The sequence below is a fragment of the Bradyrhizobium sp. LB8.2 genome (assembly GCF_040548035.1).
GTDB lineage: Bacteria > Pseudomonadota > Alphaproteobacteria > Rhizobiales > Xanthobacteraceae > Bradyrhizobium.
This window is the reverse complement of record NZ_JBEPQV010000028.1, coordinates 12,625-26,561: the sequence shown is the minus strand read 5'-3', so window position 1 is coordinate 26,561 and position 13,937 is coordinate 12,625. Positions and strand designations below refer to the sequence as shown.

The 13,937-nt window shown below is 64.8% G+C and carries 11 protein-coding genes; 9 read left to right on the top strand and 2 right to left on the bottom strand.

The annotated features are described in order from the left end of the window. Positions 1–95 precede the first annotated feature (95 nt). The 3 genes from ABIB06_RS28235 to ABIB06_RS28225 all read left to right on the top strand — a co-directional run bounded on the left by ABIB06_RS28235 (position 96) and on the right by ABIB06_RS28225 (position 4,425). The gene (locus ABIB06_RS28235; RefSeq protein ID WP_354048001.1) at positions 96–2,816 is read left to right on the top strand and encodes a bifunctional diguanylate cyclase/phosphodiesterase; all 2,721 of its coding nucleotides are present in this window, start codon (positions 96–98) and stop codon (positions 2,814–2,816) included. Between the two features lie 150 nt (positions 2,817–2,966). After that, on the top strand, positions 2,967–3,503 hold the full coding sequence (locus ABIB06_RS28230; RefSeq protein WP_354048003.1) for a TetR/AcrR family transcriptional regulator: 537 nt from the start codon (positions 2,967–2,969) through the stop codon (positions 3,501–3,503). A 70-nt stretch (positions 3,504–3,573) separates the two neighbouring features. Beyond that, positions 3,574–4,425, top strand: coding sequence for a DMT family transporter (locus tag ABIB06_RS28225; protein WP_354048009.1), 852 nt, complete (start codon positions 3,574–3,576; stop codon positions 4,423–4,425). 100 nt (positions 4,426–4,525) lie between these two features. Here the strand turns inward: ABIB06_RS28225 and ABIB06_RS28220 are convergent, their stop codons facing one another. Further along, positions 4,526–5,863 (bottom strand): S41 family peptidase, encoded by a 1,338-nt coding sequence (locus ABIB06_RS28220; RefSeq protein WP_354048010.1) that lies wholly within the window; start codon positions 5,861–5,863, stop codon positions 4,526–4,528. Between the two features lie 296 nt (positions 5,864–6,159). Between ABIB06_RS28220 and ABIB06_RS28215 the strand changes: the two genes are divergently transcribed. From ABIB06_RS28215 to ABIB06_RS28190, 6 genes are all read left to right on the top strand, one after another. Then, on the top strand, positions 6,160–7,293 hold the full coding sequence (locus ABIB06_RS28215) for an alpha-hydroxy acid oxidase (protein ID WP_354048012.1): 1,134 nt from the start codon (positions 6,160–6,162) through the stop codon (positions 7,291–7,293). A 13-nt stretch (positions 7,294–7,306) separates the two neighbouring features. Then, entirely contained in the window at positions 7,307–7,933 is a 627-nt protein-coding gene (locus tag ABIB06_RS28210) for an HAD family hydrolase (protein ID WP_354069513.1), read from the top strand. A gap of 168 nt (positions 7,934–8,101) precedes the next feature. After that, positions 8,102–8,293 (top strand): hypothetical protein, encoded by a 192-nt coding sequence (locus tag ABIB06_RS28205; protein ID WP_354048016.1) that lies wholly within the window; start codon positions 8,102–8,104, stop codon positions 8,291–8,293. A gap of 226 nt (positions 8,294–8,519) precedes the next feature. Next, entirely contained in the window at positions 8,520–9,731 is a 1,212-nt protein-coding gene (locus tag ABIB06_RS28200) for a molybdopterin molybdotransferase MoeA (RefSeq protein ID WP_354069515.1), read from the top strand. Positions 9,732–9,907: 176 nt separating this feature from the next. After that, on the top strand, positions 9,908–10,609 hold the full coding sequence (lexA, locus tag ABIB06_RS28195; RefSeq protein ID WP_247349229.1) for a transcriptional repressor LexA: 702 nt from the start codon (positions 9,908–9,910) through the stop codon (positions 10,607–10,609). Between the two features lie 389 nt (positions 10,610–10,998). Beyond that, positions 10,999–11,433, top strand: a complete 435-nt coding sequence (locus tag ABIB06_RS28190; RefSeq protein WP_247349230.1) for a hypothetical protein — start codon at positions 10,999–11,001, stop codon at positions 11,431–11,433. Between the two features lie 138 nt (positions 11,434–11,571). Here the strand turns inward: ABIB06_RS28190 and ABIB06_RS28185 are convergent, their stop codons facing one another. Beyond that, positions 11,572–13,851 carry a ComEC/Rec2 family competence protein gene (locus tag ABIB06_RS28185; protein ID WP_354069517.1) on the bottom strand — a complete coding sequence of 760 codons (2,280 nt, stop codon included), beginning with the start codon at positions 13,849–13,851 and terminating at the stop codon, positions 11,572–11,574. Positions 13,852–13,937: the final 86 nt, after the last annotated feature.

The window sequence follows — 13,937 nt, the reverse complement described above, 5'->3', positions numbered from 1 at the left end:
ACCTTCCTAACTTCGCCTCCACCCCGTTCCCGTAAACCAACGGATGTTTCCGGGGCCGCGAATTGACCCTGGCGTGTGCATGACAACGATCGATCATGATGACGAGATTCGGCAGCCGCCTTTTTGACCATGCCTTCGTCCGCAGCGGACCGATCCGCTGGCTGGTGGTGGGCGGCATGTTGCTGATCGCGGCGATCGCTGTCGGCGCGACGCTGATGGCGCAGAATTTCCGCGAACGTGCGCTTCGCAATTCCGGCCGCGAGCTGGAAAACACCGTGCTGATGCTGGCCCATCATTTCGACCAGCAATTGCAGGATTTCGCCGTCATCCAGCAGGATTTCGTCGACCACGTTCGCGCCACCGGCATCACCAGTGCAGCGGACTATCGCAAACGCCTCTCCGGCCAGGACATCCACCGGATGCTGCGCTCGAAGATCGAGGCACTGCCCTACATGGGCGGCGTCAACATCATCGATGCCGAAGGCAATTTGATCAATTCGTCGACGGCATGGCCAGTCCCGAAATTGAACGTCGCCGATCGCGCCTATTTCCGGACCTTTCGATATGATCCCAATGCTCCCGACGTCCTGATCGAGCCACTGCACAGTCGCATCTCCGGAGCCTGGACCATCCTCATCGTGCGCAAGATCGTCGGACCGAACGGCGAATTCATGGGTGTGGTCGGACGCGGCATCGAGCCGGCAGGCTTCGAAAAATTCTTCGAGACCGTCGTGCTCGGCGAAGGCGCGAGGATCTCGATGCTGCATCGGGACGGCACGCTGCTGGCCCGATATCCCCATTCCGGCGAATTGATGGGACGAAATTTCAAGAACGGTCCGTTCGAGCACCAGAGGGTCTTCGGGCTCGATCACTTCGCCGGCCGCTTCATGAGTCCCGTCGACGGCGAGGACCGGCTGATCTCCTCGCGTGCCCTGCCCCACTTCCCGATCCTGATGATGGCTACCACGACGCGCGCGGCGGCACTGATGGACTGGCGCGAGCAGATCGGCATCCTGATCTCGGTCGCCGCCTCTTCCGCGCTCGCCATCGCGGGCGTCCTGATCGCGATCGTGCGCAAGCTCCTTGAGCAGCACCGCCTTTCGCGGGAACGGCTGACGCTGGAAAAGCAGCGTCTTGACCGCGCCGTCAACAACATGACCCAGGGCCTGCTGCTGTTCGACGCCTCGCAGCAGCTCGTGATCTGCAATCAGCGCTACATAGAGATGTACGGGCTGTCTGCCGAAATCGTGAGACCCGGCTGTAGCTTCCACGACATCATTGCGCACCGCAGCGCCACCGGCTCTTTCACCGGCGATGTGGACCCGTATATCGCACGGGTCCTGCGCGACATCCATATGCGCAATTCGATGGTGGTCGACACCTCCGACGGTCGCTCGATCCAGATCGTCAACGAACCGCTCACGGACGGCGGCTGGGTGGCGACACACGAGGACATCACGGAGCGCCGGCGCATCGAGGAGCGCATCACCCATCTCGCTCATTACGACGCGCTGACCGACCTGCCCAACCGCACCCTGTTCCACGAGCATCTGCGCGAGGAACTGGCTCTCGTCGCCGCGGGCGAACAACTCGCGGTGCACTATATCGACATCGACGAGTTCAAGGGCGTCAACGACGCGCTCGGGCATCTCGTCGGCGACGAACTCCTGAAGTCGGTCGCGCAGAGCCTCCGCCGGTGCGCAGGCCCGGCGGACTTCGTGGCGCGGCTTGGCGGCGACGAATTCGCCATCGTACAGAGCGCGGTGACGTCGCTGGATCAGGTCAACGAGCTCGTCGCGCGGCTGTTCGAGGCCATCCGCGCGCCGTTTGACTGCATGGGCCATCATCTTGCCACCGACGCCAGCATCGGCATCGCACTGGCACCCGACCACGGAACGGCGCTCGACCAGATCCTGAAGAACGCGGACATGGCGATGTACGCCGCCAAAGCCGCCGGACGCCGCACCTATCGCTTTTTCGAGCCGGAGATGGACGCCAAGGTCCACGAGCGGCGGCAGCTCGAGATCGATCTGCGCCACGCCATCGCCCATGGCGGCCTCGATGTCTATTACCAGCCCTGCCTCAGCCTGAAGGACGACCGCATCACTGGCTGCGAGGCGCTGGTGCGCTGGCGTCATCCCGAGCGCGGCATGGTCTCGCCGGCCGAGTTCATCCCGATCGCCGAGGACACCGGCCTGATCAACGAGATCGGGGAATGGGTGCTGGCGACCGCCTGCCGGGACGCCGCCAACTGGCCCGACGACATCCGCCTCGCCGTCAACGTCTCACCGGTGCAGTTCAAGAGCGGCACGCTGGCGCTGAAGATCATGGCGGCGCTCGCTGCCTCCAATTTGCCGGCGAGCCGGCTCGAGCTCGAGATCACCGAGGCGGTGCTGATCCGCGACGACGACACCGCGCTCGCGATCCTGCATCAACTCCGCGCCATCGGCGTGCGCATCGCGCTCGACGATTTCGGCACCGGCTACTCCTCCCTGAGCTATCTGCACCGCTTCCCGTTCGACAAGATCAAGATCGACCGCTGCTTCGTCAACGACATCGCCGGCCCCGACGGCTCCGCCAGCATCGTGCAGGCCGTCGTCAATCTCGCGGCCGCCCGCCGCATGACCACCACTGCCGAGGGCGTCGAGACCGAGGAGCAGCAGCGGCTGCTCCGCGCGCTCGGCTGCTCCGAGATGCAAGGCTATCTGTTCAGCGCCGCGAAGCCTGCCGACAAGGTGCTGGAGCTGTTCGCGCTCCATCGCAGCCGGCTCGCCCAGCGCGGCGGCAACGAGAGCCGACGTCGCGAAGCGGGCTAGAAACATCGACGGACAGCCAAACGGCGCGAGCGACCGCTCGGAATTGAAGACCATTTGGTCTATATATCGGAGATGCGCCGCCAAAGCCCAGTGCAGTTGCCCCGTGGCCGTCCCCGAAGTTTCGACACGGAAGCCGCTGTCGAACAGGCGATGGGCGTGTTCTGGTCGCGCGGCTATCACGCCACGGCGCTGCCGGACCTGCTTCGAGCGACGAAGCTATCGCGTGGCAGCCTCTACGCCGCGTTCGGGGACAAGCACTCGCTGTTCTTGCGTTCACTTGATCGCTACGTCGCCGATGCCGTGACGCGGATGGACGTCGAACTCGACCCCCGCAGAGAGCCGGTCGACGGCCTGCGGGCCTACCTTGCCGGCTACGTGGAGCGAACGAGCGGTGCCAATGGTCGGCGCGGATGCCTGCTGGTGGCCACGGCCATGGAACTGGCCGGCCGTGACGCTGAAGTTGATCGCCGCATCGGGAGCTTTTTCAAGGCCATGGAGGCCAAGCTGGCTGATGCCCTGTCCCGTGCGAAGGCGGCGGGCAAATTGGCCGATGGCGTCGAGCCTTCCAGTGCCGCCCGAATTCTCGTCTGTTTCCTTTGGGGGCTACGAGTGGTCGCGAAAACGGCACCGACACGGATCACGTCGCAAGCCGCCGTTGACGCTCTTCTCGACCGCTTCATTAGGTAAACAACCCATGGACGCCTCCGCTATTGGCGCGTCGATATCTAGACTGATCGGTCTTGAAAGGAAGAATGCCATGTCTGCCATCCAGATCGTCTGTGCGGTGGCCGTCCCCTTGCTCTGGGGTTATCAGTTCGTGGCCATCAAGGTAGGCGTTACGGAGTTTCCGCCCCTCTTCTTCCTCGCACTGCGCTTCCTGGCCATCGCGCTGCTGCTCGTTCCGTTCGTCAAACGGCCCACGCGTGCACAGTTCGGCCCCATCGTAGCTATTTCGATTTTCCTCGGTGGGCTGAACTTCGGGCTCTTCTATGTTGGCCTTCGGCTCGGCTCGGGAAGCATGTCGGCCGTCGCATATCAACTCGCGCCGCCCTTCACCGTCCTGTTGGCGTGGCCGCTGCTCGCCGAGAGGCCGTCTCTCACCACGTCCGCCGGAGTGGTGCTTGCATTTGTCGGCGTGGTCGTATTGGCGGCGGAGCCCGGCCTGTCGGCAAACGCGCTTCCCCTGCTGCTCGTGGTCGGGGCAGCCTTCGCATTCGCCGTGTCCAACGTCTTGACGAAGCGCTACGGCCCTTTTGATCCCCTGATGTTGATGGGGTGGTCCTCGCTGCTCACGGTGCCGCAGGTCATGTTGATGTCGTTGCTCCTTGAACACGGACAACTCGCGAGCCTTGTCACCGCGGATGGACGTGGTTGGCTGGCACTCGCCTACACGATTTTCATCGGAGGAATTGTCGGGTTTGGACTCTGGTTCTGGCTGATCGGGCGTTGCTCGATGGGTCGCGTCGCCCCCTTCGGTCTGCTGCTTCCGGTGTTCGCCCTGATGTCGAGCGTGTTGTTTCTTGGCGAACACATGACCTCAAAGTTGATCATCGGCGGGCTGCTCGCGATGTCCGGCGTTGCCATGACGCAGTTGAGACCGAGCGCTTGACCGATGTGAACCTGGAAGTCGCGTCGTTGCAGCGTCCCAAACGAATTCGCCCAGGAGCGGTCATCCACTCCCGGGCGATCGATGTCTGGAATCGCGAGACTTAGTTCGGCACCGCAGCCTTCGGCGCAGGCTTGGCCGCGACAGCATTCGCGGTTTGGCCGTGCAGGAAGTCATAGGCCGTATGTAGCGCCTTGTCGTCCTTCTCTTCCGGCGGAACATAGGACTGTGATCCGGTCTGCTCCGTGCCATCGGCCGCCTGAAGATGGCCGCGCATCTGGGACTCCGCCATGGTGTCCATCCGGCCCTTCAGCTCAGGCGGCACGTCCTGGAGGATCTCGATGTCGGGCGCGATGCCCTGGGCCTGGATCGAGCGGCCCGACGGCGTGTAGTAGCGCGCCGTGGTCAGCGCCAGCGCACCGTTGCGGGCACCGAGCGGAATGATGGTCTGCACCGAGCCTTTGCCGAACGAGCGCGTGCCGATGATGGTCGCGCGCTTGTGGTCATGCAGCGCGCCGGCCACGATCTCGGAGGCCGAAGCCGAGCCGCCGTTGACCAGAACCACGAGCGGCTTGCCCTTGGTGAGGTCACCGCCGTGCGCGGTAAAGCGCTGGGTCTCTTCCGCATTGCGGCCGCGGGTCGAGACGACCTCGCCGCGCTGCAGAAACGCGCTCGACACCGACACGGCCTGGTCGAGCAATCCGCCCGGATTGTTGCGCAGGTCCATCACGTAGCCCACGAGCTTCTCCTGCGGGATGTCCTTGGAGATCGACGCGATTGCCTTCTTCAGGCCGTCGGTGGTCTGCTCGTTGAACGAGGAGACGCGGATATAGCCGATATCGCCATTCTCGACGTGGAAGCGGACGGGGCGCACATGGATGATCTCGCGCTTGATCGCGACGTCGAGCGGGGCGTCGGCCCCCTTGCGCACGATCGTGAGCTTGGTCTGGGTGTCGACCGGGCCCTTCATCTTGTTGACGGCCTGCTCGAGTGTCATGCCCTGCACGGCATCGCCGTCGATCTTGCTGATGAGGTCGCCCGACATGATGCCGGCCTTGGACGCCGGCGTGTCGTCGATCGGCGAGACGACCTTGACGAGGCCCTCCTCCATCGTGACCTCGATGCCGAGCCCGCCGAACTCGCCGGAGGTGGTCTCCTGCATCTCGGTCCAGGCCTTGTCGTTCATGTAGCGCGAGTGCGGATCGAGCGCGGTCACCATGCCGGTGATCGCACCTTCGATGAGCTTGGCATTGTCGGGTTTCTCGACATAGCTCGCCTTCACCCGCTCGAATACTTCGCCGAACAAATTGAGCTGGGAATAGGCGTCATCCGCGCTCGCTGCCGCCCGTGCTGCCCATACGCCGCCGTGCGGACTGGCTACCAAAAGGGTCAGACACGCGCCGGTGAGCGCGCCCAAGGGGAACAGCAGGGTTTTCCGCATGGATAGACAGGCCTTTTTGCTTTGGGCTTCGGCTGCGCCATGCAAATGGCGATCCAGCCCGCTGTTCACAATACCATTCTGGTTTCTTCAAGGCCGAGATACCACGCCGGCGGCTAGACCGTAAAAAATCCCTTCGCCCGGGCCTAAACTTTTGGCAACGTTCCGAAACCGTTTCGCGCAAGACGGGAATCGGTCCGCCGGCCCACGCCTCGCAGCTATGCGATTTTAGGATGGTTTTGGAGGGCCGGACACGATAGGCGATGACAATAAGAGTTCAAATTCTCGGGAGGACAACAATGAATGACGCGCCCCGCACCCGGCCGGAGAGGAACGTCGAACTCGGCGCCAGCGCCGAGCCGTTCCAGAACCTGCACGAATTCATTCGCAAGGCGCGCGCCAATCTGAACCAGAACGCCTGGGACTACATCGTCGGCGCCGCCGAGACCGAGACCACGATGCGTCGCAACCGCATGGCGCTGGACGAAATCGCCTTCCGCCCGCGCGTGCTGCGCGATGTCAGCAAGGTCGTCGGCTCGGTCGAGCAATTCGGCCGCACGATGCGCCTGCCGGTGGTGCTCGCCCCCGTCGGCGCGCTCGAAATCTTCGATCCGGATGGCGCGGCGAGCGTGGCACGCGCCTGCGGCACTTTCGGTGCGGCGCACATGCTGAGTTCGGTGTCCGAGCCCGGCCTCGAGAAGACCGCCGAGGCGGCACCTGGCGCGCTGCGCCTCTACCAGCTCTATGTGCGCGGCGACGATGCCTTCGTCGCCGACGTTGTCAGCCGGGCCGAGAAGAACGCCTATGCCGCCTTCTGCCTGACCGTCGATACCGCCCATTACAGCCGTCGCGAGCGTGACATCGCCAAGCGGTACGTTCGCGAGAGCCGCCTGCGCGCCACCGGCGGCGATTTCCAGAAGGGCCTGGAGTGGCGGACGGTGAAGATGATCAAGGACAAGTTCAAGATCCCGCTGATCCTCAAGGGCATCGCGACGCCAGAGGACGCGCTGATCGCGATTGATCATGGCGTCGAGTGGATCTACGTCTCCAACCATGGCGGCCGTCAGCTCGATCACGGTCGCGGCGCCATGCACGTGCTGCCCGAGATCGTCGATGCCGTGAAGGGCCGCGCGAAAATCATGGTCGATGGCGGTGTCTGTCGCGGCACCGACATCGTCAAGGCAATAGCGGCGGGCGCCGACCTCGTCGGCATCGGCCGGCTGCAATGCTGGGCACTGGCGGCGGCCGGCGAAGCCGGCGTGGCGCGCATGCTGGAGCTGCTCGAGGACGAAGTGCTGCGTTGCCTCGGCTTGCTGGGTGCGACTTCGTTCACCGAGGTCGACAAATCCTGCCTCCATGCAGCGACCGCAACCAACGCGCCGAGCGTGTTCAGCGCGTTTCCGCTGTTCGACCACGAGCCATATCGATACTGAGTGAAAGGACGCAATGACACCGCTCTCTCCCGGCAGCGCGGATGCGCTTCTGTTCGATCTCGGCCGCGTGGTGCTCGATATCGATTTCTCCAAGGCGATCGCCTGCTGGGCGGGACATGCCGGCTGCGAGCCCGATGCCATCGTCGCGCGCTACGTGCGGGACAGCGAAGCCTATCGGCTGCACGAGGTGGGCAAGCTCAGTGACGAGGACTATTTCTCCTCGTTGCGAGATTCGCTCGGAATCGGCATTTCGGACGCGCAGTTCCTGGAAGGCTGGAACGCGATCTTCACCGGCGAAATGCCTGACATCGCCGAGCTGTTGCCGCGGGCAGCGAAGCAGATGCCGCTCTACGTCTTCTCCAATACCAACCGGCCGCACGTGGACTATTTCTCGAAGGAATATGCCGACGTCCTCCGCCATTTCCGCGAGCTGTATTTGTCGTCCAGCATCGGCCTGCGCAAACCGAATGCGGAGGCCTTCGACCACGTCGTTGCTGCGATCGGCGTGCCCGCCGGGCGTATCGTGTTCTTCGACGATCTTGCCGAGAACATTGAAGGCGCGCGGGCGCGCGGCTTGACGGCGGTGCATGTGACCTCGCCGCGTGACGTCGGGATCGCCCTCAAGGCGCTGGGGATCTGACCGCCGGCCTGGCGCATTGCCAGGCAAGCCGACCTGCCGATCCGGAACAATTTCACCCGGGGACGAAAAACCAAACACTTTGTGCATTTTTAGACAGAGTTCCGGGAACGGAATGCCACCCTCCGGACTCTTGAGTCCGTTGGGACTTCTACGGACGGATGCATCATCGTGTTGGGCAAGACCTACCTCACCAAGCAGGCCTCTCTTCTTCTTGAATTCGCCAGGACAACTTCAGACTCGGACCTTTCCGCCAAGCTCGTGAGCAAGGCCGCCGACCTGAAATCCCAGGCCGATCCGCTTCCCGACAAGGATCAGGGGTCGAAGGCGCCCGACGTAAGTCCCGAGCAGACAGGGACCTGATCGGCGCTGGCCGGGGCGCTCGTCATTCTCGTCCCTGCCATGGTCACTCTCCTGCCGATCTGTCTCGTTCTCCGGATCATGCCGCGACGGGCTTGATCTTGCCTTCCAGAACAATGTGAAGCAGCGGGATGACTGTCCCCGCTCAGCTGTTTTTGCCTCTGCGCCCGCGCTCGGCTAGAAGACTTGCGGAACATTCGCCCGAACGTGCCGAGCAGGAGTTTTCGCCGTGGCCTTGATGCCGGTTTCTGGTGCGCTTGCCGCTGTGCTGGCGGGTGCAGAGCCGCTGCCCGAAGAGATGGTTGCCCTCGACGAAGCCTACCATCGCGTGCTCGCGCGCGACGTCGCGGCCCGGCGTACGCAGCCGCCGCGAGCGATGTCGGCGATGGATGGCTACGCTGTGCGCGCGGCCGATGCCGCGACGATCGATTCGAAGCTCACCGTCATCGGCGAGGTCGCGGCGGGTCGGCCGTTCGCGGGAACGGTCGGCGCCGGCGAGGCCGTGCGGATCTTCACCGGCGGCGTCGTTCCCGACGGCGCCGACGCCGTCGTGATCCAGGAGGACACGGTCGCCGACGGCAAGCGCATCACGATCAAGGAAGCCGCGATCGCCGGACGGCACATCCGGCCCGCCGGTGTCGATTTCCGCGAGGGCGACGTGCTCCTGCGCAAGGGAAGCCGTCTCACCGAGCGCGACCTCGCGCTTGCGGCCGGGATGAATCACCCGCACCTCGCCGTTTGCCGACGTCCGAAGGTCGCGATCCTCGCCACCGGCGACGAGCTGGTGATGCCGGGCACCACGCCCGGTCACGGCCAGATCGTCTATTCCAACGGCTACGCCCTGCACGCGCTCGCTCGCAGCGAGGGCGCCGAGACCATCGACCTCGGTATTGCCGCCGACACGCTGGAGGCCACCACCGTCGGCATTCGACGCGCCCGCGAGAGCGGAGCCGACATCCTGATCACGACCGGCGGCGCATCGGTCGGCGACCACGATCTGGTCCAGCAGGCGCTGAGGGACGAAGGCATAACGATGGCGTTCTGGAAGATCGCGATGCGGCCGGGCAAGCCGATGATGCACGGGCGGCTCGGCGCGATGGAGGTGATCGGCCTGCCGGGCAATCCCGTGTCGTCCTACGTCTGCGCTTTCCTGTTCTTGGTGCCGCTGATTCGCGCTCTCTCGGGCCGTTCAGTGATTCACCATCGCCGCGAGCGCGCCGTGCTCGGCCGCGACGTCGGCGCCAACGACCAGCGGGAGGACTATCTGCGCGCGCATCTGGAGGAGCGCGACGACGGCACGCGCGTTGCCCTTCCCGTCAACCATCAGGACTCTTCGCTGCTTGCGAATCTCGCTGCGGCACAGGTACTTCTCGTGCGCGCACCGTTCGCGCCGAAAGCCGAAGCAGGCACACCTTGCGAGGTGTTGCGGCTCCCCGTGTGAGCGCCCCGACAACGCATGTTCCGCGAACTTCGCTCTGTTCACGGTAAATTAAGCAGTTGCGGAACACATATCGAACATATAGTGTCCGTTCATGATTTGTTTCGAGCGTGTAGCGGCTTATTGCTGAATTCAGCGTCTCGGAATCGAACGACATCAACCTGGAGACTTTGGTCGAGATGTTAACGCGCAAACAATACGAGCTTCTGCGGTTCATCAATGAACGTCTGAAGGAAAGCGGCGTGCCGCCCTCCTTCGACGAGATGAAGGATGCGCTCGACCTGCGCTCGAAGTCGGGCATCCATCGCCTGATCACGGCGCTCGAGGAGCGCGGCTTCATCCGACGCCTGCCCAATCGCGCCCGTGCGATCGAGGTCATCAAATTGCCCGAGCTCCAGGCCGCCGCCGGCAGCCGCCGCGGCTTCACGCCGAGCGTCATTGAGGGCAATCTCGGCAAGGTGCGTGCGAGCTCCAGCCTGCCCGCGGACGATGGTGAACGTCCGGTCGCGGTGCCGGTGATGGGCCGGATCGCGGCCGGCACACCGATCGAGGCGTTGCAGACCCGCAGCCACACTATCAGCGTACCGCCTGACATGCTTGGCTCGGGCGAGCACTACGCGCTCGAAGTGCGCGGCGATTCTATGGTCGAGGCCGGCATCCTCGACGGCGACATGGCGCTGATCCAGCGCAACGAGAGCGCCGATACCGGCGACATCGTGGTGGCGCTGATCGACGACGAGGAAGCAACCCTCAAGCGCTTCCGCCGCCGCGGCGCATCGATCGCGCTCGAGCCCGCCAACGGCGCCTATGAGGTGCGCATCCTGCCGCCGAACCGGGTGAAAATTCAGGGCAAGCTGATCGGGCTGTACCGAAAGTACTGAGCCTGTACGGCAGTCACGCAATTCCAATTGGAGTGGACGGATTGCCCGCTCCGGCTGGATAGTCATCCTGGTTCTGCACAGATTATCCGGCCGCATCTCCGGCGGTCCATCCTCGACACGCCGCGCCGAGCATCCCAGAGGCTTCGCGGCGTTCCGGTTTGAGGAGACGTCATGCGCAAGGGCATCTCCGGCCGCTGACGTGCGCGACCGAAATGCCCAGGAGCAGGCTTTGTTCCTCGCCGATTCGGGAAAGATAATGTGATCGCGGCGTGCGGAAACCAGCCGCAGATTTGCCCATAACCAAGCAGAGGCTTGTGTGTTTCCACTCTGATAGGGGCCTGCGCCTCGATAAGAGACGCCGGTTGCTATCCCAGCATGAGGAGCACCCGATGTGTGACTACAGCCTGCATGCCATCGCGTCGCGCCCCGCCGAAGTCGGCGAGACGGTCGTCACGACAACCTTCCGCGGCACCTCGACGCGTGGTTTTGCGTCCGCAGCCGATCCGACTGTGGCCGTCTGCCTGCTGCCGGGAACGGAGCTCGCCTTCGCCGACAACATCCGCTACGACAATCGCTGGATCTGGACACGCACGATCAATTCCCGTGTCGGCAAGTTCGGCAAGATCGATCCGCACATTCCCGACCGCCATCATGACGCGATCGAATTCCCCGACGGCAAATACGTGCTGGTGACCCAGCTTGTCGAAGGACAGCGCGCGACCGTGCTGCAACTGCCGGTGACGCTGCCGGCCGGCGAGCGCGAGCACAAGCCGCAGATCATGGCCAACAGGCAGCCAACCATCACGCGCCTGCCGATCGGCTGACACGGTCGCCCTCCGGCCACGGGATCGGAGGCCAGGATTGATTTGCAATCGCCGGCCGTGGCCGGCGAGGTGGTGTGGTTTGCGTCCAGCGAATCCGATCGGATGCACCAGCCGACTGCATCTCTCCGCACGATCCGATTAATCGTCGGCTTGCAAATCGATTTCCGCCGGCGTTGCGTCCTTGCTGCGTGGCGGGATCGCTTTCGGCGCAAGACTGCCGTCGAAATCACCTTCGCCTGAGCCGGCCGGCAACCAGGGACGGCTCGTGCCTCTTTCCCTCACCGCCTGAACTGCAAAGCCGTCACCACGCTGCGTCAGCGCCAGCGCGCTCTGGCTCGCGAGCCGCCGTCGATCGACCACCATCGCGGCGCAATCGGGCGGCGCGGGACGTGCCGTCACCACCAGCGCGGCGCGGTTGCAATCGTCCGCCAGCGCGTCGATGCGCAGTGCCAGCGCGACCAGCCGCCCATCGGCGAGCGGCGTCACGCAGCCGGATTCATCGCAAGACACGCCGGCGGCCAGCGAGGCGCTGGCGGCATCGCGCGGATCGGCGTCGGCAGCCAACCACTCCTTGAGCAAAAAGCTATCCTTGCTCGTCTTGATCAGGTGAAGATGTCCGTCCTTGCCCCGCACCGCGACGCTCTGGCCATCCCCGGCAATCAGGATGTCGGGCTGCCGCACCGACAGCCCCCAGAGGATCGCGACCAGCAGCACCAGTGCGCCGGACCAGCGCAGCGGCGTGCGCAACAGGCCCAGCACGATGATCCCCAGGCTCGCCGCGATCAGCGGCGCGATGCCGAAAGCCGGGATGCGGCCGATCGCGCCCGGCAATGCCGCGACCCAGCGCGAGACCACGACCATCCAGTCGATGCCGATCCCCATCAGCCACCAGAACACGCTATCGAGCCCGAAGGGAGCCGCAAGCAGCCCGAGCAGCCCCGCCGGCATCACCAGCGCCGAGACCACCGGCATCGCACCGAGATTGGCGAGCACGCCGAACGGGGTGACGCGGTGGAAGTGGAAAGCGGCATAGGGCGTGGTCGCAAGTCCCGCGATCAGCGAAGCCATGAACAGCATCGCGATCTCGCGCCCGCCCCACATCGCAACGCGCGCGGTCGCCGAATGATCGGGCGATGCGAACAGGTTCGGCATGCCGATCTGCACCAGCGCCACCAGCCCGAGCGTCGCGGCGAACGACATCTGAAAACTCGGATGCACCAGCGCCTCCGGCGCGACTGCCAGCACGATCAGGGCGGCCACCGCCAGCGTGCGGAAGGTGATGGCGCGGCGATCGACCATCACCGCGATCAGCACCACTGCAGTCATGAAGAACGATCTTTGCGTTGCGACCTCCGCGCCCGACAGCAGCAGGTAGAACGCAGCAGCGACCAGTGCCGCGGCCGCCGACCATTTCTTGATGGCGAAGCCGGCCGCCAGTCCCGGGATCAGAGCCAGCAGCGCGCGCACCGCAAAGAACACGACACCGGCAACGACTGCCATGTGGTAGCCGGAGATCGAGAGCACGTGACCGAGGCCGGAGATGAACATCGCGTCGTTGACGGGCGTGGTGATCGCATCGCGCCGGCCGGTGAGCAGCGCAGTCGCGATCGCGCGGTTGTCGCCGTCGAGCGTGGCGCGGATGCGCGCGTCGATCGCATCGCGCAGGCCTTGCATGAAGGCTGCGTAACGCAGCCGCAAGCCGCCAGTCTCAGGCGGCGCCGCCACCGTGATTGCGCCCATTGCAAAACCGGAGGCTCCGATGCCCTGGAAGAACATGTCACGCGAAAAGTCGTAGCTGCCGGGCCGCACCGGCGCGAGCGGCGGCATCAGCCGCGCCTTCAACTGCACGAAGCTGCCGACCTCCGGCGCGGTGCCCTTGCGGACCGACAGGCGAACGCGCTCGAGCCTGACGTCGCTGCGCTGCGCCTCCATCGCGGTAACGCGCAGCACGAAACGGTCGGTGCGCTCGCGGATGTCGCGAGCCTCGACGAAGCCCGACAACGACACCCAGTAGAGCGACTTTGCCAGCACCGGGTGGGCGATGCGCGCCGTCTTCCAGGTCGCGACGGTAAAGCCGGCCGCGACCGCCGCGATCATGATCGCCGGCGCGAACAGCCGGCTCCGCCGCAACAGAGCCGCGCCAAGCATGAGCGCGACGGCGGTCGTGGCAACGACCCACAGCACCGGCTCATGATCGGCGGAGAAATAAAGCGCGATGCCGCAGCTGAAAGCCACGGGCACCCACGGCAACAGCCGCCCGGCGCCAGCCTCGCCGCGTACCCATGCGCGCAGGATCTCGACCAGCGATGTCCAGAGGTCGAGACCCGCAGGCGCAAGGCCGCCCGCGGACGCAGCGCGGCCTGCGGGCCAAGTCCCCGCGATCCCCTGCGACCGTACCGGCCGGCCCGGCTCCGCCATTCCCTGCACCTGACGATACGCAACGAAGGCCGAAGCTACCGGAACGTGCAGGCGGGCGGATAGCGGTACGGATCAGGAACGAAAGG